The following is a 20,090-nucleotide window of genomic DNA, read 5'->3' as shown; positions in this document are numbered from 1 at the left end:
GCAATAAGAGAAAATATGATCAGGTCCGATTTCGACCAGCTTTACTAAAAAGATAAAGCTATAGCTTGGGGAGAAATCCAACAGACCTTATATTTTTAAAGCATATTTTTTACAGGAGTTCTTCCCATGTCTTCGCTTCAAGAAAAAGCTACAACCTTTCGCAATCTGCACAAAAAAGGGGACCCACTGGTTCTCTATAATATCTGGGATCCCGGAACGGCCAAAGTCGCCGCGAGCGCTGGTGCCCCGGCCATTGCCACAGGCAGTTGGTCAGTTGCAGAGGCCTTTGGCTTTCCTGATGGTGAAAAGCTTCCCCGTGATCTGGCCATGGAAAACATTAATCGTATTAGTAAAAGCGTTGACGTTCCTGTCTCGCTCGACCTCGAAGCCGGCTATGGCACAACACCTGAACAGGTTGCACAATCTATAACACTCGCCGGACAAAACGGTGCCGTCGGGGTTAACTTTGAAGACCAAATGATTGATGGCGATGGACTTTATAGTATCGAAGATCAGGCTGCACGAGTTGCGGCAGGCAGAAAAGCTTCGGACGCGCTGGATGTGCCTCTTTTCATTAATGCACGGACAGATATCTTTCTGAAAGCAACCCCATCGGATGATAAAAAGAAACTCTTGGAAGAAGCCATCGCACGCGGCCAGGCCTATGCCGACGCTGGCGCAGACGGCTTTTTTGTTCCAGCCCTGACAGATGCCGTCCTTATCAAAGAACTCTGTGAAAAATGCTCCCTACCCGTAAATATCATGATGATGCCTGGTTGCCCATCAGTCAGTGAACTGGCTGATCTCGGGGTTGCTCGCATCAGCCACGGCCCCGGTCCCTTCAGGGCGGCGATGGCGATGATCGAAAAGGATTGCTCTACTCTTTATGATAAGTAAATTCTAAACCACAGTATTTAACGGAAAGGGCAGGCTTACGACCCTGTCCTTTCTTTTTTTGATCAGAATTTTGTGACCACAGGTTTTTACCTTGTTTCTTCTGGTCTCTTTCTCTCTATTATGACGCGCATAATTATCGCGCAAAGAACGCGATTACAAGTAACGTCGATTAGGGGAATATAATGGCCGTTGATAAGGAGCTCTACGAGTTCCATTTTGGCTCTCTTAAAGGGTGGGAAAACTTTGATGAAAAGTTGGATCAACCCATTGAAAACTGCTGCGTTATGGCAATGGACTTTTGTTCCTACAGTGCCTTTGTACGCGAGACTAGTAACATTTCCCTCGCCCACAGAATGCTGAGTGCTTTTTGTGATGGCGCCCGGGATATCTTGATAGAAAGCGGTGCACTGGTTGATCGCGTTCAGGGTGACGGCCTACTTGCGGTTTGGGGCGTGCATGAAAAGGTAGATGCAGCCAATGTGCTCAACGTTGCAGCAAAAATTCACAAACTTGCCAAGGAAACCGCCAAGATCTGGCAAGACTCTATTGACCGTGTTATTGAAACTCAAGGGGCGCGCATTGGTCTGTCTTATGGTCCTGTTACGCTGCTTTCCCTGCCCTCGGCCTATCCCGGTTTTAGTCTGTTGAGTGAGATTGTTAATTTGGCTGCTCGGCTCGAAGCTCGGGCTGATCCCGGTACTGTTTTTATGACGAACCGTTTTGAAAACTTGCTTCCCTTTGCCTTGCAAAAAGACTGTACCAGCCTATCAGATGAAGATAACCAAAGAGGCTTGAAACTTAAAAACGTCGGACGTGTTCAAGCCTTTAAATGGTCACCAAAAGAAGAGTCTGAGGATAGGAAAGAGTCCTAATCAAGAAACTCAAGCGCTTGGTGGTTATATAGCTCTAAAAGGAACTCCAGATAGGCTGGTTCTGCAAAGAGGTCCGGATAGGTTTTCGAATTAACAACTTCTTCTTTCATAAAGATCAGAACAAGAGGGAACATACGTTCGTCCAATGTGAAACTCTGGCTGTCAAAGCCAAGGCAAAACCCACCAGTTGGTGATGCCGTAATGGCGAACTTCACATATTCCGGTTTAATCAGGCTCGCACCTTCCTGTAACTCGTTCTCGAATTCATCATCGTACAGCATTTCTTCACGTTCATTGTAGATGCCAAAATCTTCGTGCGAGGATTCAGTAAAAAATTCAACGAGCCACTGTGTAAAGTTTGTAGAAGAGAGTTGCTGCTCAAAACAGGCTTTGATATCAACAACTGCCTGTTCGCCTAGCGTAAACCCAGACGACGCTTCCGAGAGATTTTGGCCGATGTAACGTTGATCCAGCTCCTCAAATTCGGAAATGTATTGCGCATAACCACTGAAAAGTTCAGATGTTTTAGGCCCGAGGAAACCCACAGAATATGTTAATGCAGCCTCAAGCGTTGTTCCTTCATGACCGAAGCGCGGCGGCACGTAGAGAACATCGCCACTTGTGACCTCTACGTCGTCTCCCTCAAAACCATCAGCAAGAACCTTTAGATCAATACCTTCGATATATACTTCTTCCTCAATGGCTTCCCGCCCGATTTTCCAACGCCGCTTTCCCTCTCCCTGCACCAAAAAGACATGATAACTGTCAATATGCGGGCCAACAGACCCACCCACAGCAGAAAAGCTAACCATGACATCGTCCATCAACCAACGAGGTGCAAAATCAAAACAAGGGAGGAGGGTTGCCGTATCAGGGTGGAACTGCTCAACGTTCTGGACGAGAAGACTCCATTCTTTGTCACCAGCCTTATCAAATGCTGATTCATCAAACGGACCAAAAGCACAGGTCCAGTTTCTTTCTTCACCAGCAGTCTTGACCATCCGTGATCTTGCGGTTTCTTCCATAGAAAGTCCGGCAAGTTCATCTGACTTGATCAACAGATCCAACGTATCTTTGGGAATTGCGTTACGAACCAGGAAAGGTTTTCGATTCCAGAATTCACCGTAGAACTCATGGGCCGAAGGCATTTGATCAAGAACAATAAGCGGGCTGGTCATTGCGACATCCTGAGGGCAAAAGAAAAATAGATGTTATAAGGTTCTTATTACACCCTTCTCATGCATATTAAAGTATCAATTATTTCCACGATCCTCTTTTACAGAACGCCAAAAGATAAGCGGATGGGTTGAGAAATAACAAAACGAGCTTATTCATGAAAAAAAGCAATCTTGATCAAGATAGACAGCAAGATTGTGTCTATTCTCTCTCACGCAGGAGAAACTATGCCTATAAAAAAAGCTATTTCCTTTATAGAACAAAATCTTGACCAACAAATTACCTTCAGAGAAATAGCCGATGAATCAGGCCTTTCTCCCTATTATTTTGCCCGATTATTTCGCTCTGCCACCGGAAAAACGGCAATGGGATATCTCCGTCACCGCCGCTTGACAGAAGTTGCAAAAATCCTTGAAACAGGTCGAGATACATCGCTGATTCATCTGGCATTAGATTATGGATTTGACAGTCAGGAAGCTTTTACGCGTGCATTTAAAAAATGTTTCGGCTTACCGCCAGGTCAATATCGATCCAATGGATTTTCGATACCTGCCAAGTACCAGCTTTCTCTACTGCATTCGACCACATCAAGTTCAGGAGTTCTTCCTATGGAACCTAGTATTCTTAAAAAAGAAGCTTTTCATATTATTGGTATCAGCGATAATTTTGGTTCTGATAATGACAAAAGTGTCCCCGGTCTTTGGAAAAAAATTAGCTGCCGTTATCCAGAAATCAATCATAGTAAAAATGGCCGCGCATACGGTCTCTGCCTAAAAGGATCTCCCGAAAGTTTTACCTATATGGCAGCCTTCGAAGTTGACGACCTATACAATATTCCTTCTGGCATGGAAGGCCTTGTTATTGATGAAGCAGAGTATGCCGTTTTCACTTTCACAATTGACAACCAATCCCCCATTGGTGATCAGTTCTCAAAAATTTATCAGGCTATATGGGGCAATTGGTTGCCGAACTCGGACTACGAATATGCAAACACGCCGGATTTTGAGTTATATGATAATCGCTTTGACGGTAATAGTGCGACGGGTGAAGTCGATATCTGGATCCCCGTGATCAAGCAAACTCTATCCGCTTAACATTACCTCGTGAGAAATTTTCTGTTTAAGCGCTACCAGAATATCTTCTTTGAACTGCAGAAACTCTTTAATCCGGGGAGAATTTCCACGCCAGGCCAACCCAACCTGCCTTTTCACAGCCTTCGATGCTATTGGCTTGGCACAAACTTCTGGATCTTTGGTGATTTCAGATCGGACATAGAGGCTGGGAAAAAACGAGACCCCCATGCCCATACCCACCATTTGTCTTAGGGTATCAAGGCTTGTGCCTTCATAATCATCTTGAAGATCAGCCCCAAATTCCCGGCATAGATCCTGTGCCTGCTCGTATAAACGATGCCCTGCCCCCAAAGAGAGTACGGCTTCTCCTTTTAAACTCTGTGGGGCAATTTTGTCAGTCACCGTCAAACGATGGTCTTTGGGAAGACCAACCATGAGCGGTTCATTGAAAAGTATTTCCGTTCGCAAGCTTTCATCTTCCAACGGCAAAGCCGTTAAAATAAGATCGTGTTGGCCTGTCCTGAGGGCCTGCTCTAAAGACGATGATCTGTCTTCTCGTATATAAAGCTTCAAGTCAGGATAGGCGCGATGTAAATCAGGCAAAACATAGGGCAACAAATAAGGACCAACAGTTGGCGCGACCCCTAAACGCAGAGTACCACCCAACATTGATTTTGCCGTTTTCGCATGATCACAGAGATCATTAAGATCACGAAGTAGAAATTTCGTTCGATCAAGAATTTCCCGCCCTACAGGTGTCAATTCGACAGTATGACGAGTACGATCCAGAAGAACGATGCCGAGACGGTATTCCAACTCTTTGATCTGATCACTGAGCGTCGGCTGTGAAACGTGAAGCTGCTCTGCTGCCTTGCGAAAGTGCAGGGTTTCCGCAACGACGCTAAAGTATTCCAGTTGCCTGATAGTTGGTTTCATTATATTGAAAAGCCATTAATAGTTTTTTTCTATTACAAATCGAACATAAAACGATTACACTTATCAGGCAATAGTCCCCATTTCTCTCACGGGTAACTATGTAATCGGCAACCTGGAGATCCTTGCAATGCCAAAAAGAATGATCACGAACTTCCTGCAGCTGGAATCATCAGGGGGCATCATCTTGATGATCGCGGCCCTTCTGGCGTTGGTTGTATCAAATTCTCCACTGGCATCATTTTATACAAGTGCACTGGACGTTCCCTTCACCATTGCGTTGGGTGATTTTGCAATTTCGAAGGCTATTCTGCTTTGGATTAACGATGGCATGATGGCGATCTTTTTCCTATTGATTGGTCTGGAGTTAAAAAGAGAGATCCTGGAAGGACAATTGTCTTCTGCCGATCAAATTGTTTTACCTGCGATCGCTGCTGTTGGTGGCATGCTCATTCCAGCGCTGGTTTTCACCAGCATTAACTGGGGTGTCGGGTCGAATATGAACGGTTGGGCAATTCCAACCGCAACAGATATTGCCTTCGCTCTTGGTATCATGGCTCTTTTAGGCAACCGAGTTCCCCTGGCTCTCAAAGTTCTTTTGACTGCTATTGCTATTTTTGACGATCTCGGTGCGATTATTATCATCGCCCTTTTTTACACAGCTGAACTCTCTCTGATCTCACTGGCTCTGGCTGCAGTTGCTCTGATCGGTCTCCTAATTCTCAACAGGTCCGGCGTCACGGCAAAAACACCTTATATCCTTGTTGGCATTGTGCTTTGGGTTTGTGTGCTCAAATCCGGCGTTCACGCCACACTGGCAGGTGTTGCACTCGGCTTTGCCATTCCCCTGCAAGGAAAAACAAAAGACAGCGCCAGCCCGCTAAAAAATCTGGAACACAATCTCCATCCTTGGGTTGCCTATATGATCCTGCCTGTTTTTGCCTTTGCCAATGCAGGTGTTTCACTGGTCGGCATTACGATGGAAACAGTTCTTGCCCCGCTTACCCTTGGTATTGCTGGTGGTTTGTTTATCGGGAAACAAATCGGTGTGTTTAGCTTTACCTGGGTAGCGGTAAAAACAAAAGTTTGTCGCCTTCCTCAAGGAATCAATTGGGTCCAAATTTACGCCTTGTCACTCTTAACCGGTATTGGTTTTACAATGAGTCTGTTTATTGGTGGCTTGGCCTTTGACGACCCGGAAATAGCTAGTCAGGTAAGAATTGGTGTTCTAAGTGGATCAATTCTATCCGCAATCATTGGCTATCTGTTGCTGAAATTCTCACCTGCACCTGAAAACATCTTGGCATCAGAAAAAACCTAAGCATACAAAGATTAACGCACGACAAAGATCCCGGAAATCTGGACTATTTCCGGGATCCTTTTATTTTCTGGGCTTTTTTTATAGAACTTAAACTCATTGATGGGATAACCCTTGCTGGCTTTAGGGGAAGTGTCTAAGGTCGATATCGGTCTCAACGGGGTGCCCTTTTCGGGCTGAGAATTTTCAGTAGTGAAATAGACCCGTGGAACCTGAACCGGTTAATACCGGCGGAGGGAATTGAAGACTGGATGCTGTTTATGATGCAAAAACTCCCGCCTTAGCAGACATGAGTCTTTGAATCAGAAACACATAGTTATTTCCAGATTTTTCAGGTCCTTGCCCGCCCCACTCTTTTATGGAGCGTCGCATGATCCTGCGCACAACAATGGCTGCCCTGACAGCTACAACACTCGCCCTTGGTTTGAGCCTTAACGCTCAAGCTCAAGAACAGGATAAAAAAATCCTGACTGTATACACCTATGATTCCTTTGCTGCTGACTGGGGAGCTGGCCCAAAGGTAGAAAAAGCTTTTGAAGCCAGTTGTAATTGTGATCTGAAGTTTGTCGCCCTTGATTCTTCCGTTGGTATTCTCAGCCGCCTGAAGTTAGAGGGCAAAGACAGCACGGCAGATGTTGTATTGGGTCTTGATACCAATTTGATCGCTGAGGCCGCTGCCACAGGCCTCTTTGCTAAAAGCAATGTCGATTTATCTAACGTCGACCTGCCCATTGATTGGAAAGACGAGCAGTTTATTCCTTTTGACTATGGCTATTTTGCCTTTGTTTATGACAGTGAAAAGCTGGCCAATCCCCCTTCAAGCCTTGATAACCTCATTAACGGCAATCCGGATCTAAAAATCATCATTCAGGATCCGCGTAGTTCAACGCCAGGCCTTGGTTTGATGATGTGGATGCAAAATGTATACGGCGATAAATCGGCAGATGCGTGGAAAAAGCTTTCTCCGAAAATTGTTACCGTGACCAAAGGGTGGAGCGAAGCTTACGGCCTCTTCCTCGACGGCGAAGCAGATATGGTGTTGAGCTATACAACGTCCCCCGCCTATCACATCATCGCCGAAGAAAAGAAGCAGTATAAAGCTGCTATTTTCTCGGAAGGTCACTACATGCAGGTCGAAGTTGCTGCTCAGCTAAAGACAGCAAAAGAACCTGAATTAGCTCAGGAATTTCTAAATTTCATTGCGACATCAGGCTTCCAGAGTGAGATTCCTACTGGCAACTGGATGTATCCGGTTATTGATCTGGGGAAAGACCTTCCAGGGACATTTGCCGAGTTACCACGTCCAGATAAATCACTGCTTTTTGCACCTGAAGAAGCAAAAAACAATCGGCAGGCATGGGTTGATAACTGGTTAAATTCCATCAATCACTAAGTCGAAAAGTACCCCGTGATGTTAAAGTCCCGATATCAAGGCATTTTATAATGCAAAGGCCATTACAATCTGTACAAAAATGGCTGATGTATTTGTGGCCAGGCTTTTTGAGCCTCAGCTTTATCGCTTTGATATTGGGCTTTGCCTTTAGCGGCCTTTTCTCTGAGATCAGAAACATAGATCTCGCTCGTATATTTCAAAATAACTATCTATTTCGGGTTATTGGCTTTACCTTCTTTCAAGCTGGTTTGAGCACACTTTTGGCAACACTTGTGGCTATTCCTGTTGCCCGCGCCCTTGCCAGACGACCGACTTTACCAGGGCGACAAATCTTCCTGCAACTCGCCTCACTCTCACTTATCATTCCAACAATTGTTGGCGTCTTTGGCATCGTCGCCATGCATGGTCGTAACGGATGGCTTAATCAGTTCCTTTCCCTGTTCGATATCAGTGCCGGAAACTATCTCTACGGCCTCACAGGCATTCTGATCGCCCACGTATTCTTTAACGCGCCGCTTCTCTCGCGGATCTTTTTACAAAGCCTCGAAGCTTTACCGCCGGAATACTGGCGGACAACAGCGCAACTTGGCATGACAGGAAAAGATATTTTCCGGCTTGTTGAATGGCCGCTTCTTCGACGCATAATTCCGGCATCGTGTGGACTTGTCTTTTTACTTTGTTTTACGTCTTTTGCCGTTGTTCTTGCCCTTGGCGGCGGCCCCTCAACAAACACTCTGGAAGTTGCTATTTATCAAGCCATACGTTTTGACTTTGATATTCCCAAAGCTGTCATCCTGTCTCTTGCCCAGTTAAGCCTTTGTCTTATCCTACTCATCATTGGCAGCAAGTTTGCCCGTCACGTCGTACTGCAAAAAACAGAGGAGCGTTCTGTTCAACGGTTTGATGCGCGGCATACCATCGCGAAAATAACCGATGGGTTAGCCCTACTGGCCATGGTGTTTTTGGTTATCCCCCCTTTGATTGCCACCGTCTGGAAAGCTGTTTCTCCTCGTCTGATAGCCGTCTTAACAGATGAAAAATTATGGACTGCTTCGTTTAACAGCCTACTCATTTCATTAGCTGCGGGGTGCATTGCACTGATACTTGCCATCGGCATTGCGCTAATGCTACGGAGCCTACAATCACCATACCGGTTGGGCAGGCACAGCTTTGCCTCGTCTTTCGCGACAATGACCGATTTATCGGGAAGTATTATTCTGCTTCTTCCCCCTTTTGTCCTTGCGACCGGGTTATTTATTACCTTCAGAACGGCTGCCAGTCTGACAGTATTGGCACCCTTTCTTGTAGTCATTGTTAACGCCTTGATGACATTACCGTTTATCCTGAGAATTCTTGTTCCCGCTTTTGAAACCTCTGCACAAAAAAGCGATCATCTATGTGATAACCTTGGTATCAAAGGATTAAATCGCATACGTATTATTGACTGGCCACAAAACAGGAAGGCCCTCGGACTGGCCCTGGGGCTGTCCGTCGCCCTATCAACGGGAGATTTAAGTGTGATCGCCCTCTTCGGAACGCAAGACTTTACAACCTTACCGCTTTTAATGTTCCAGAAAATGGGCAGTTACCGTCTGGATGACGCCGCAATCACGGCTCTATTTCTCTGCCTTCAGAGCTTGATCCTTTTTATTCTAATAGAGCGTACAATAGCGGGAAAACGTTTCTCTTTCTCAACCACAAAAGCCAATAAGAGGGTTTCAACCAGTGCCTGACGATCAAGAAGCACCGACCCCAAAAGAAAATCACCAAGCATCATTCCAGGGGCTAAGTATTGAGAAACTGTCCTATCAACATCACGGTAGTGAAGAGGTTCTGGATTTCGATTTAAGGGTAGAGCCAAATGAGCTCGTCGCCATCCTTGGTCCTTCCGGGATTGGAAAATCAACGCTTCTGAGCTTAATCGCGGGGTTTGAAAATTCGATTTCCGGGGCGATCAAGTTTGAAGGTAAAGAGCTTAACAACTTGTCACCATCGGAACGTCCCATCACAAGTCTCTTTCAGGAACATAATCTTTTTGCCCACCTGAGCGCAGAAGAAAACATAGGTCTGGGTATTCATCCCGGTTTACGCCTGACAAGCCAAGACAAGGCGCAAATAACACAAGCCCTTAATGATGTCGGCCTCACGGGACTGGAAAAGCGTCTTCCCGCCGAGCTCTCAGGCGGCCAACGGCAACGCGTAGCGCTTGCCAGGTGCTTAGTCCGGCGGCGTCCCATCTTATTACTTGATGAACCTTTCAGCGCTCTTGATCAGGATTTGCGCAAAGAAATGTTGAAACTTGTAAAAGATCTGCATCAGAATCACGGGCTCCTAACATTAATGGTGACGCACCTGAAAGAAGATGCCGATGCTATCGCGGATCGGATTGTCCACCTTACCTGATCAAAAATAGCGGTCCTTAACTGGAGTTCTGTTCACAAAACTTTGAAGCAAGCCTGTATCCCTCTTTAGTCTTTGAACTGGTACAAAATATTCAACTGTTCTACACTTGCTTCTGAGCCCATCTTTGAAATAGCCGTAAAACCGGAATTCTCATGCTTAAAATTCAGACACTACTCGCCACAGTTACACTTTTAACTGTTGGACTTTTTACATCTGCGCATGCCGCCGATGAATCGCGCCTGAACAAAATTCTCAGCTCTGGAGAGCTAAGAGTTGGTACCACCGGGGATTGGAACCCCATGACCGTCAAAAACACGACAACAGGTAACTACGAAGGCTTTGATATCGACGTGGTCACGGAATTGGCCAAGGACATGGGTGTAAAACTGACATTTGTTCCAACCGACTGGAAAACCCTGATCAACGGAGTTGTTGCGAATAAATACGATATGACAACGTCCGCATCACTCAACCCCAAACGCATGGCCGTTGCCGGCTATACTCAAAGTTATTACAACGTCGGAACCGTGCCGCTAACACTGAAAAAGCACCTTGATAAGTTCAATTCCTGGAATGACATCAACAAGGCAGATGTATCCGTAGCAACAACGCTTGGAACTGTTCAAGAGCAACAAGCCAAAGAGTATTTCCCCTTGGCCCAGCTAAAATCAGTCGAAGCCCCGGCACGGGACTTTCAGGAAGTTCTCTCTGGCCGCGCGATGGTGCATATTACTTCTAACGTAGAAGCTGCCACCCTTGTTCAGAAATATGAGCAAATGGCCATTGTTCCTGTGAAAGAAGCACGCTCACCGACGCCGCTTGCAATGCTAATTGCCCAAGACGATCAAGTGTGGATTAACTATCTCAACCACTGGATCGAGCTTAAAAAGACTCAAGGTTTTTTCAACAAGCTTGCTGTGAAATGGAAATTGGCTGAATAATCCTATTTCCCTATATCTATCGAATAACGGGCTGTTCATGGCCCGTTATTTTTACGATCAGCCCAAAAAGTAAAATTCGTCATGATTTTTTATGCTGTTCCGGTCAGTAATTTCTGCGCAAAAGTTGAAATTGTACTGGCCCTGAAAGACCTTTCTGCCGAAGTTCGTCTACCGCCATCAGGATATGGTTCGGCTGAATACAAATCCATTGTTCCCGCTGGTACCGTTCCTGCCTTGATTCATAATGACCTTGTTCTAAGTGAATCAGACAGCATCTGTGAGTATCTGGAAGAAAAACACACACAGCAAAAATTGCTACCCAGCACAATAGAAAACCGTGCCAAAGTACGTATGCTGGCGCGCCTGCACGACTTGAAGGTCGAACCACTGATAAGATCCCTTTTTAAACACATGGCGCCAACACAAAGGGATATGGAATTCATTGAAACAGTAAAAGAATCTCTTTCCCAGCGGCTAGAACTTTTGATCCAGCTTGGCAATTTCAATCCCTATATCGCCGGAGAAGACATAACCCTGGCTGATTGTGGCTATGCACCCAGTCTGCTATTGGCACAAAAGATGTTCCATGAAAGCAATGTGAGTTTCCTTTTGCCAGACGAATTTATCACTTGGCAAAACAGGCTAAATAAGCACGGCAAAGTTGGTCCTGTTTTAAAAAAATACGGTCACGCTGTAGATCAGTGGATAGACCTTAAAAGAACGCAATAGATCGACGTCCTCGCATAAGTTTGTTACTGAAATTAAATCCAATAAAGAAAAAGGCAGAGTTGAAAAATCAACTCTGCCTTCTGTTCCAGGTGCGTCTGATTTGGAGATCGAACGATTTAACCCAGACTTTGACTCTACTATGAACTCGGAGTCCCCTGCAAATAAGCAAGATTACTAATGTATTTTTCGAGACATTAAATTAGTTAACTGAATCTTAAATCAGGAAAGCGAATCGGACAAGCCCATTTCACTCAATTCAGTCATGCAAAAAGCACACGTCTTTAAATTTTATGATCTATTTGCGCATTCATCCTATACAAGATCATACATAAAAGGAGCCCGAGAGCTCCTTTTATGTTTAGAACATGGCCTCAACAACACGGTCGGGCGGTGTGTGTCCATCGACAAAAGTTTTGATGTTGATGATGACTTTTTCGCCCATATCATGTCGGCCTTCAATTGTAGCCGACCCCATATGAGGCAACAGAACGACGTTCTCGCTGGCCTGCAATTTCGGATTAACAGCAGGTTCTTGTTCAAATACATCAAGCCCCGCACCCGCGATATCCCCTGATTTGATCAGACGGGCAAGCGCATTTTCATCAATGACCTCGCCGCGACTGGTATTCACAATAATCGCGCGATCATTCAAAAGCTTAAGACGTCGACTGGATAACAGGTGAAACGTGGCAGGCGTGTGGGGACAGTTCACAGAAATCACATCCATACGAGAGAGCATCTGATCCAGACTTTCCCAGTAGGTTGCTTCCAGTTCGTTTTCAATATCCGGATGCACCTTTCGTCTATTATGGTAATGAATGGAAAGACCAAACCCCTTTGCACGACGGGCAACGGCCTGGCCAATACGTCCCATACCTATGATGCCAAGCCGCTTTCCCCACATACGATGCCCAAGCATCCCTGTCGGGCTCCATCCATTCCATTCGCCAGATTTGATTAGTTTAACACCCTCGGTGATACGGCGGGACACAGCCAAAATAAGTGCCATTGTCATATCAGCAGTATCTTCGGTCAAAACACCCGGCGTATTTGTGACGGTAATGCCCCGTTGGCGACATGTTTTGAGATCAATGTGATCCACACCAGTTCCAAAAGAAGCTATCAGTCGTAGATTCGGTCCAGCCTGGGCAAGAACCCCAGCATCAACCCGATCTGTAACTGTCGGCACCAGAACATCGGCTTCTTTAACAGCTGCAATCAATTCCTTTTGAGAGAAAGGCTTGTCATCAAGATTAAGACGACAATCAAATAGTTCCATCATCCGTGTTTCGATCGCGTCCGGAAGTCGCCGCGTAACAATTACAAGAGGTTTTTTCTGTGTCATGTGCCTCTGGGATCCCCGTCGCTGGTCCTTACCACAATCCGTTATTATTAATTTAACGGTCTTGTTTCTTTACCCTAGTCTATGCTGCGAACAAGGTCTTTGCCAAGAGAGAGAAACAGTTGTTTCGATAAATTCTAGCCAGCACAGAATTAGGAAGGTAATCTCTCAAACAATTCGCGAGTTATTTGGATATTATTGAAATTTGATATGAAAAAAGTTTGCTGCGTCTACCTTTTTCGGGGGACAAAAAAATGACGCTCTGGCTTGTACAGTCTTTCTTAAAGGCACGTATCTTTAGCACTTTAGGTCTGATGGCGATGGTATGCTGTTTTCTATTGATCGCCCCGAATGTCAAAGCACAAACCGTCGGCACCAGCACGGACGATCAGTTACAAAGAAAAATCGGACCGAGCGGATTACCCCTTCCCCGGTTTGTGAGCTTTCGATCCAGTAAGGTCAATATGCGCGCGGGTCCAGGGTCCCGATACCCGATTCAGTGGATTTACCAGCGGCGTAGATTGCCCGTGGAGATTATCGATGAATTTGACACTTGGCGACAAATTCGTGATTGGCAGGGAACAATAGGTTGGGTGCATCAATCGATGCTCAAAGGTCAACGGAGTATGATGATTACCGGCACTGTTCGAACAATCTACGATGATCCCGAGGCCAATAGCCGTCCCGTTGTCCAAGCTGAAGCAGGTGTCATTGGTGAACTTGACTCCTGTAATATGGACGACTGGTGTCAGGTCGAAATCAACGATATTTCAGGCTGGCTTCAGCGAAGCTCCCTCTATGGTTCATACCAAGGCGAAGTTTTCGACTGACTCAGACTAATTAATGAGTCCAAAATTTAGGAAAGGCCTGACAAAAGGCTCGGCACAAGCGTATGAAATAGCCGACACCGATAGGCCTATAAACTGATAAAAGACAATTTAATCCCGAAGAATTTGGTTAATCCCGAAAGAGTTGTCCGTTAAACTGACTTACTCTTCTCATCAAGATCAACGACATGAACAACGACCTCAACCCTTGAAATAGCTTTACCTTCTGGCAGCTTGGGTAAGTTTTTGAACTGCACGGTCTCTTTGTCGATATCAATTAGCTCACCGGTCTCTTCATAGAAAATGTGATGATGATCACTAATATTGGTATCAAAATAGGAACGCCCGGCTTCAACCAAAACTTCTCTGAGAAGTCCGGCGTCATGAAACTGATGAAGCGTGTTGTATACGGTTGCCAGAGAAACTGATACTTTGGCATCCATCGCTTCTACATGAAGCTGCTCAGCAGAAATATGACGATCCCCGCGTGAGTACAATAACTTGGCCAAAGCCAAACGTTGCCGCGTTGGTCGCAGGCCTGCACCTTTGAGCGTATCAATCAATTCTGTATAAGGTCGTATTTTTTCCATGCTTATCAATATAAGGTAGTTTTTGCGCTATTAAAGGAAAAAATCCATATAACGCCCTGTTTCCCACACTTAAAGTTGCGTCAGAGCAAAATTATTTTTCGAATATTTAGTTTTAATTTTTATTTTCGGATTAAAAAAATAGAAAATTTTAGGTACTGCAAGCCAAATGTTTCAAATTGTTTCAATTTTTGATTGATCTTTTCCCATAGAAACCGCACATGTCAGGGCAATAGATTACTTCTCGTGACAAAGAATATAAAATTCCTTAATAAACGAGCTGTTACAACTTGAAGAACATTGCCAGGACATGGTGTGCCTGTGCTATAGTCACGCCGGATTCGGCCGATTAGAGCTGATGTTCGGATAACAACATAAAAGACGGTGGATAAACCTTTGAGCGAACGCCAGAACAGCTACTCCTATGAAGAGATTCTATCTTGTGGACGTGGTGAACTCTTTGGTCCTGGAAATGCCCAGTTACCTTTACCCCCAATGCTGATGTTTGATCGTATAACAACCATTAACGACGATGGTGGCGAACATGGCAAAGGCCAGATAATTGCAGAATACGACATTAAACCTGATCTCTGGTTTTTTGACTGCCATTTCGAAGGCGATCCGGTTATGCCAGGTTGCCTTGGTCTTGATGCCGTGTGGCAGATGACCGGCTTCTTCCTTGGATGGACAGGCGCTCTTGGTAGAGGTCGTGCATTGGGTGTTGGTGAAGTTAAGCTGAAAAGCATGATCACGCCGTCCGTAAAAAAAGTGACCTATAAAGTTGATATGAAGCGAGTCATAAATCGCCGACTGGTTATGGGTGTCTCTGACGGTATCATCATGGCTGACGATGATGTTGCGTTTGAGATCAAAGATATGAAAGTTGGTTTGTTTCAATCTGACTCTTAAACCAGTACATTAATTTTTGCCGCCGTTTATCAATCTAGGTTGGCTTGTAAAGAAGGGATACGACAGATGCGTCGCGTAGTCGTCACCGGACTTGGAATTGTTTCCAGCATTGGCAATAACAAAGAAGAAGTGATCGATTCTTTGAAAGAAGGACGATCAGGTATTGAGTATTGCGAAACCTATGCCGAACTGGGTTTCCGCAGTCATATTCATGGATCAATCAACATTGATCTGGATTCTTTGGTTGATCGCAAGCTCCGCCGTTTTATGGGTGATGGTTCTGCCTATAACTATGTTGCCATGAAAGAAGCCATTGAAGACGCAGGCCTTGGCGATGATCTGGTTTCTAACATAAGAACCGGTCTTGTGATGGGCTCTGGTGGATCTTCGACATCCAACCAAGTTGCAGCAGCAGATATTACACGAGAGAAAAGCCCCAAACGCGTTGGTCCCTATATGGTGCCAAGATGTATGGGCTCTACTAACTCAGCAAATATGGGTACTGCCTTTAAAATCAAAGGCCACAGCTATTCCATTACATCAGCATGTTCCACATCAGCACACTGTGTTGGAAATGGTGCAGAACTTATTCAAATGGGCAAGCAGGATATCGTTTTTGCCGGTGGTGGCGAAGAACTGCATTGGACACTAACCGTTCTGTTTGATGCTATGGGTGCCCTTTCCAGTAAATATAATGACAATCCAACCAAAGCATCCCGGGCCTACGATGCGGATCGCGATGGCTTTGTCATTTCCGGTGGTGCCGGCGTCGTTGTGCTTGAAGAATACGAACATGCCAAAGCGCGTGGCGCGAAAATTTATGGTGAGCTCGTTGGCTATGGCGCAACATCTGATGGTGCAGATATGGTTGCACCATCTGGCGAAGGTGCTGTCCGTTGTATGCAACTTGCTCTTGCCGAAGCAGGTAATACAAAAGTCAATTATATCAATGCGCACGGTACTTCTACACCTGTAGGTGACGGCACCGAGCTAAATGCAATCAAGGAAACCTTCCAGGGACAGGATACGCCTTGGATTTCGTCAACAAAGTCCCTGACCGGACACTCTCAAGGAGCGACCGGCGTTCAAGAAATCATTTACTCACTGCTTATGATGGACAACAATTTCTTGTGTGCATCTGCAAATATCGAAAACCTCGATCCCGAAGCTCAAGGTATGCCAATTCTCCTTGAAAGAAGAGACAACGAGGAAGTCGACTGCGTTATGTCCAACAGCTTTGGCTTTGGCGGAACAAATGCATCGGTAATCTTCAAACGCCTGAGTGAATAATCCCTAATAATAAAAATCAGGGTCTCAGAAGAATAACAAAGCTTCGAATAGCAGTATTAGACGAAAGGTAGAAACGTGACGATGACAACGGCATTGATGGACGGGAAGCGCGGCTTAATAATGGGCGTCGCGAACAACCACTCCATCGCCTGGGGGATTGCTCAAGCGTTACATAACCAAGGGGCAGAACTCGCTTTCACCTACCAGGGTGACGCTTTTAAAAAGCGTGTTGAGCCTCTGGCAGAATCATTGGGATCAGATCTGGTTCTTCCTTGTGATGTTGAGGACGGCGATGCATTGGAAAATGTATTTGTAACACTCAAAGAACAATGGGGAAGCCTGGACTTTGTTGTTCATGCGATCGCTTACTCGGACAAAGAAGAGCTTAAGGGGCGTTATGTAGATACAACGCGGGAGAATTTCCGTAATACAATGTCTATATCCTGTTACTCTTTTACGGCTGTTGCCCAAAAGGCTGCACCGTTCCTCAGCGAAAACAGTAGTTTGATTACGCTCACGTATCTGGGATCAGAGCGCGTAACACCTAACTACAATGTTATGGGTGTTGCCAAAGCTGCCTTGGAATCGTCTGTACGCTATCTGGCAACAGATCTTGGCCCGACAGGAACACGTGTTAATGCGATCTCAGCAGGCCCCATGCGCACCCTTGCGGGTTCAGCTATCGCAGATGCCAAATACACCTATGGTTTTACACGTGATAACTCACCGCTTGAGCGCAATGTACTCTTGGAAGAAGTTGGTAACGCAGGCCTTTACCTTGCCTCTGATCTTTCAGCTGGCGTCACAGGTGAAGTCCATTTCGTTGATGCAGGCTTCAATGTCATTGCGATCCCAAGCCCGAAAAAAGACTAAGGTCATTCTTTCGATAGAATTGTAAAAAAGGCTGCCAAAAGGCAGCCTTTTTTACAGGCTGCTTTTCGATTTAAGACGTACTTAATATGTTCACCCTACTTAGTCTTTTTTTAGGCGCTTTTTTAGCCGCAACAATACTTCCCTTTTCCTCCGAGATCATGTTGGCTGCAGCTTTGAATTCCGGAGAGTATCCTAAATGGCTTCTTGTACTCATTGCAACTACGGGAAACACACTTGGCGCCATTGTGAACTGGTGGCTAGGAAGTTATCTATTACGCTGGTCTGATCACCGGTGGTTTCCCTTTTCGGTAAAGCAGTTAGATCAAGCTTCAGAATGGTTCCGTAAATACGGAACATTATCACTATTGCTCACCTGGATCCCTGTGATAGGTGATCCTCTAACTTTTGCCGCAGGTGTACTCAAGGTTCGGTTTATCCTCTTTTTACCCTTAGTCTTCCTTGGTAAAGGATTGCGGTACATCTTTATTGGGTGGCTATTTTAAAGGCATATTCAATGGAGAAAGTAATAGAACTATGGCCTAAACTTTAGACAAGAATTTCTCTTAGTACAAAGCAAGAAACGGATAGAACGGGGTTTCTTTGGCCATCATGATGATACTCCAAATCAGGAGATAAAACATGTTATTGATGACAATACCCCTCATCCTATTTCTCTTCCCCTTAGCCTATAGCCCCGGTCCCGGTAATATGTTCTTCGCAGCTAATGGAGCACGCTTTGGATTTAGAAGCACCCTTAAAGCCAACATGGGATATCACATTGCGACTTTTATAATAACTTATCTGTTAGGTATCGGATTTGGGTTGGGTGCATCATACGCTCCGACCTTCATGCTAATAATTCGTTATCTGGGTGTATTATATGTAGCTTATCTCGCTTGGGGTTTAATTCGCGCAGGTATCACAAAAAATAAGGCGTTAGCAAAACACGCCAGCTTCATTGATGGCGTTGTACTTCTTATTTTTAATCCCAAAGCTTACATAATTATTGCGCTGATGTTTTCACAGTTTCTACCAAATACTATTGGAGCTCAATTCTATTTCACTATCGGCTGGATAAGCACCGTTTTTACACTAAATAATATGCTCGCATTCTTCTTTTGGGCTGCAATAGGGGATAAGATAGCCGAACTTTTTCGGAATGAGGCAAAGGCTTATATTCTAAATTTCATTTTAGGTTTAATGCTATTTATCGTCGCGGTGTGGATGGCATTCAATTAAGAGTAATCATGCTATCCGGTGCCACTTTACGCGCTTTCAGACACATTTACCTACTGCAATATTTCCGCCAACTAATGCCATTGCCAAAACAAGGCTCACATAAGCTTTAAGCACAAAGCTCCCCCCGATTTATCATCTATTCTCTAGGCTTTCGGATAAGTGTTGTGCTTGGGAAGCTTGTCATCCAAATCGTAGTAATCACCCTTTTTAGAAACATAGATATGATTGGATGTCTTGATACCCGTATCTCCATCAATTGTTCCACTCATGATGCCCATTTTATCCCGACCGTCCTGATCCCAAAACAGACTCGATCCACAGTTACCGCAAAACCCCCGCCGGGCACTCTGGGATGATTGGTACCACTTCAAACCTTTATCGGCAGTGATGTTGAAGTCATCTTTGGAAACTGCTGTGGCAGAGACAAAATGACCACTGGTTTTACGACACTGGGTACAGTGGCAAGCAATAGAATCACGTAATTCACCCGTCATTTCAAATTGCACATCCCCGCAAAGACATGAACCCGTTTTTTTATCCATACCCATTTTATCCTATTGCATTTTTTCTAATACAGACTTTTCCGATAGCGTTCTTCCATCCCCGCATCGTATTCATCTGCATCCAGTCCACCAGCAATATGATCCGCGAGAATTCTGCCCATCGATGGCAGACTTTGACGATCAACCAATTTTTCAGGGTTCCAAATTTCCGAACGCATAATTGACTTTGCACAGTGGATATACGCCTCGTGAACCGTCACCACAAAAGCACAGTGGGGCTCTTTTCCATCCACCGATAAATCCTTTAACAATTCCGGATCTACAGAAATTTGTACCTCACCATTAATTCGCAAAGTTTCTTTTACGCCCGGTATCATAAAAAGAAGACCAACTTGGGGATTATCAATAAGATTAAGCAAACTATCAATGCGGTTGTTGCCAGGGCGATCCGGTATCGCCAGTTGAGTATCACTTAATACCTTAACAAACCCCGGTGTATCACCCTTGGGGGAACAGTCTGCCCCCGTTTTTGGACTACTGGTCGCCATCGTCAAAAAAGGGCAATTTGCAATAAAGGTACGGCAGTGTTTATCCAAACGGGACAAAACTTTTTTGTCTGCACGCGGGCTCCGTTCACCGTAAATTTTCTTTAAATCATCTACACTGGTAATAATGTGTGACATAAATATCCAAAACCTAATTTAAACTGCAGGACGCTAAGAAGAGAACAATAGATCAGCAAAACCCGCTCGCACTCAACGCAACTCTGCTAACCATATTTCAGG

General features: G+C 45.1%; 21 protein-coding genes and 1 riboswitch. Of the genes, 15 read left to right on the top strand and 6 right to left on the bottom strand.

What is annotated here, in order from left to right; all coding sequences use genetic code 11:
• Positions 1 to 126: 126 nt before the first annotated feature.
• Positions 127 to 897, top strand: coding sequence for an isocitrate lyase/PEP mutase family protein (locus WH96_RS11210; protein ID WP_047764197.1), 771 nt, complete (start codon positions 127 to 129; stop codon positions 895 to 897).
• A gap of 182 nt (positions 898 to 1,079) precedes the next feature.
• The gene (locus WH96_RS11205) at positions 1,080 to 1,769 is read left to right on the top strand and encodes an adenylate/guanylate cyclase domain-containing protein (protein WP_047764196.1); all 690 of its coding nucleotides are present in this window, start codon (positions 1,080 to 1,082) and stop codon (positions 1,767 to 1,769) included.
• On the opposite strand, the gene WH96_RS21360 is transcribed toward WH96_RS11205, so the two are convergent.
• The gene (locus WH96_RS21360) at positions 1,766 to 2,947 is read right to left on the bottom strand and encodes a JmjC domain-containing protein (protein ID WP_053005848.1); all 1,182 of its coding nucleotides are present in this window, start codon (positions 2,945 to 2,947) and stop codon (positions 1,766 to 1,768) included. The two genes, WH96_RS11205 and WH96_RS21360, sit on opposite strands and share 4 nt — an antisense overlap.
• 225 nt (positions 2,948 to 3,172) lie before the next feature.
• Between WH96_RS21360 and WH96_RS21355 the strand changes: the two genes are divergently transcribed.
• Positions 3,173 to 4,039: an AraC family transcriptional regulator gene (locus WH96_RS21355; RefSeq protein ID WP_053005847.1), complete on the top strand. Its 867-nt coding sequence runs from the start codon at positions 3,173 to 3,175 to the stop codon at positions 4,037 to 4,039.
• On the opposite strand, the gene WH96_RS11190 is transcribed toward WH96_RS21355, so the two are convergent.
• Positions 4,028 to 4,954 carry a hydrogen peroxide-inducible genes activator gene (locus tag WH96_RS11190; RefSeq protein ID WP_047764195.1) on the bottom strand — a complete coding sequence of 309 codons (927 nt, stop codon included), beginning with the start codon at positions 4,952 to 4,954 and terminating at the stop codon, positions 4,028 to 4,030. The genes WH96_RS21355 and WH96_RS11190 overlap by 12 nt on opposite strands.
• Before the next feature lie 127 nt (positions 4,955 to 5,081).
• On the opposite strand from WH96_RS11190, the gene nhaA reads away from it, so the two are divergent.
• From nhaA to WH96_RS11160, 6 genes are all read left to right on the top strand, one after another.
• Positions 5,082 to 6,272: a Na+/H+ antiporter NhaA gene (nhaA, locus tag WH96_RS11185; protein ID WP_047764194.1), complete on the top strand. Its 1,191-nt coding sequence runs from the start codon at positions 5,082 to 5,084 to the stop codon at positions 6,270 to 6,272.
• Positions 6,273 to 6,417: 145 nt separating this feature from the next.
• Positions 6,418 to 6,526: riboswitch (TPP riboswitch) on the top strand.
• A gap of 113 nt (positions 6,527 to 6,639) precedes the next feature.
• Positions 6,640 to 7,662, top strand: coding sequence for a thiamine ABC transporter substrate binding subunit (gene thiB, locus WH96_RS11180; RefSeq protein WP_082130435.1), 1,023 nt, complete (start codon positions 6,640 to 6,642; stop codon positions 7,660 to 7,662).
• A gap of 50 nt (positions 7,663 to 7,712) precedes the next feature.
• Positions 7,713 to 9,395: a thiamine/thiamine pyrophosphate ABC transporter permease gene (gene thiP / locus WH96_RS11175; RefSeq protein WP_047764193.1), complete on the top strand. Its 1,683-nt coding sequence runs from the start codon at positions 7,713 to 7,715 to the stop codon at positions 9,393 to 9,395.
• Complete coding sequence (gene thiQ / locus WH96_RS11170; protein ID WP_047764192.1) at positions 9,388 to 10,065, top strand: thiamine ABC transporter ATP-binding protein; 678 nt, start codon at positions 9,388 to 9,390, stop codon at positions 10,063 to 10,065. The genes thiP and thiQ overlap by 8 nt, the downstream gene beginning before the upstream one ends.
• A gap of 152 nt (positions 10,066 to 10,217) precedes the next feature.
• Entirely contained in the window at positions 10,218 to 11,006 is a 789-nt protein-coding gene (locus WH96_RS11165) for a transporter substrate-binding domain-containing protein (RefSeq protein WP_047764191.1), read from the top strand.
• Between the two features lie 81 nt (positions 11,007 to 11,087).
• Positions 11,088 to 11,735 carry a glutathione S-transferase family protein gene (locus WH96_RS11160; RefSeq protein ID WP_047764190.1) on the top strand — a complete coding sequence of 216 codons (648 nt, stop codon included), beginning with the start codon at positions 11,088 to 11,090 and terminating at the stop codon, positions 11,733 to 11,735.
• 358 nt (positions 11,736 to 12,093) lie between these two features.
• On the opposite strand, the gene WH96_RS11155 is transcribed toward WH96_RS11160, so the two are convergent.
• Positions 12,094 to 13,080, bottom strand: coding sequence for a 2-hydroxyacid dehydrogenase (locus WH96_RS11155; protein WP_047764189.1), 987 nt, complete (start codon positions 13,078 to 13,080; stop codon positions 12,094 to 12,096).
• 251 nt (positions 13,081 to 13,331) lie between these two features.
• Here WH96_RS11155 and WH96_RS11150 point away from each other — a divergent pair, with 251 nt between their 5' ends.
• Positions 13,332 to 13,907, top strand: coding sequence for an SH3 domain-containing protein (locus tag WH96_RS11150; RefSeq protein WP_245629478.1), 576 nt, complete (start codon positions 13,332 to 13,334; stop codon positions 13,905 to 13,907).
• 149 nt (positions 13,908 to 14,056) lie between these two features.
• Here WH96_RS11150 and irrA read toward each other — a convergent pair whose 3' ends face one another.
• Positions 14,057 to 14,494, bottom strand: coding sequence for an iron response transcriptional regulator IrrA (irrA, locus tag WH96_RS11145; RefSeq protein ID WP_047764188.1), 438 nt, complete (start codon positions 14,492 to 14,494; stop codon positions 14,057 to 14,059).
• 393 nt (positions 14,495 to 14,887) lie between these two features.
• Here irrA and fabA point away from each other — a divergent pair, with 393 nt between their 5' ends.
• The 5 genes from fabA (at position 14,888) to WH96_RS11120 (ending at position 18,802) form a co-directional block, all read left to right on the top strand.
• Positions 14,888 to 15,400 (top strand): 3-hydroxyacyl-[acyl-carrier-protein] dehydratase FabA, encoded by a 513-nt coding sequence (gene fabA / locus WH96_RS11140; protein WP_047764300.1) that lies wholly within the window; start codon positions 14,888 to 14,890, stop codon positions 15,398 to 15,400.
• Between the two features lie 66 nt (positions 15,401 to 15,466).
• Positions 15,467 to 16,690 carry a beta-ketoacyl-ACP synthase I gene (gene fabB / locus WH96_RS11135; RefSeq protein ID WP_047764187.1) on the top strand — a complete coding sequence of 408 codons (1,224 nt, stop codon included), beginning with the start codon at positions 15,467 to 15,469 and terminating at the stop codon, positions 16,688 to 16,690.
• 96 nt (positions 16,691 to 16,786) lie between these two features.
• Entirely contained in the window at positions 16,787 to 17,563 is a 777-nt protein-coding gene (locus WH96_RS11130; RefSeq protein ID WP_204248183.1) for an enoyl-ACP reductase FabI, read from the top strand.
• A gap of 86 nt (positions 17,564 to 17,649) precedes the next feature.
• Positions 17,650 to 18,066 carry a YqaA family protein gene (locus WH96_RS11125; RefSeq protein WP_047764185.1) on the top strand — a complete coding sequence of 139 codons (417 nt, stop codon included), beginning with the start codon at positions 17,650 to 17,652 and terminating at the stop codon, positions 18,064 to 18,066.
• A 136-nt stretch (positions 18,067 to 18,202) separates the two neighbouring features.
• The gene (locus tag WH96_RS11120) at positions 18,203 to 18,802 is read left to right on the top strand and encodes a LysE family translocator (RefSeq protein ID WP_047764184.1); all 600 of its coding nucleotides are present in this window, start codon (positions 18,203 to 18,205) and stop codon (positions 18,800 to 18,802) included.
• Between the two features lie 143 nt (positions 18,803 to 18,945).
• Here the strand turns inward: WH96_RS11120 and WH96_RS11115 are convergent, their stop codons facing one another.
• Both WH96_RS11115 and WH96_RS11110 read right to left on the bottom strand, forming a co-directional pair.
• Positions 18,946 to 19,344: a GFA family protein gene (locus WH96_RS11115; protein WP_053005858.1), complete on the bottom strand. Its 399-nt coding sequence runs from the start codon at positions 19,342 to 19,344 to the stop codon at positions 18,946 to 18,948.
• Between the two features lie 26 nt (positions 19,345 to 19,370).
• Positions 19,371 to 19,988: a pyridoxamine 5'-phosphate oxidase family protein gene (locus WH96_RS11110; protein WP_047764182.1), complete on the bottom strand. Its 618-nt coding sequence runs from the start codon at positions 19,986 to 19,988 to the stop codon at positions 19,371 to 19,373.
• Positions 19,989 to 20,090 lie beyond the last annotated feature (102 nt).

The organism is Kiloniella spongiae (genome assembly GCF_001026905.1).
GTDB lineage: Bacteria > Pseudomonadota > Alphaproteobacteria > Kiloniellales > Kiloniellaceae > Kiloniella > Kiloniella spongiae.
This window is presented reverse-complemented; position numbering and strand designations above follow the sequence as displayed.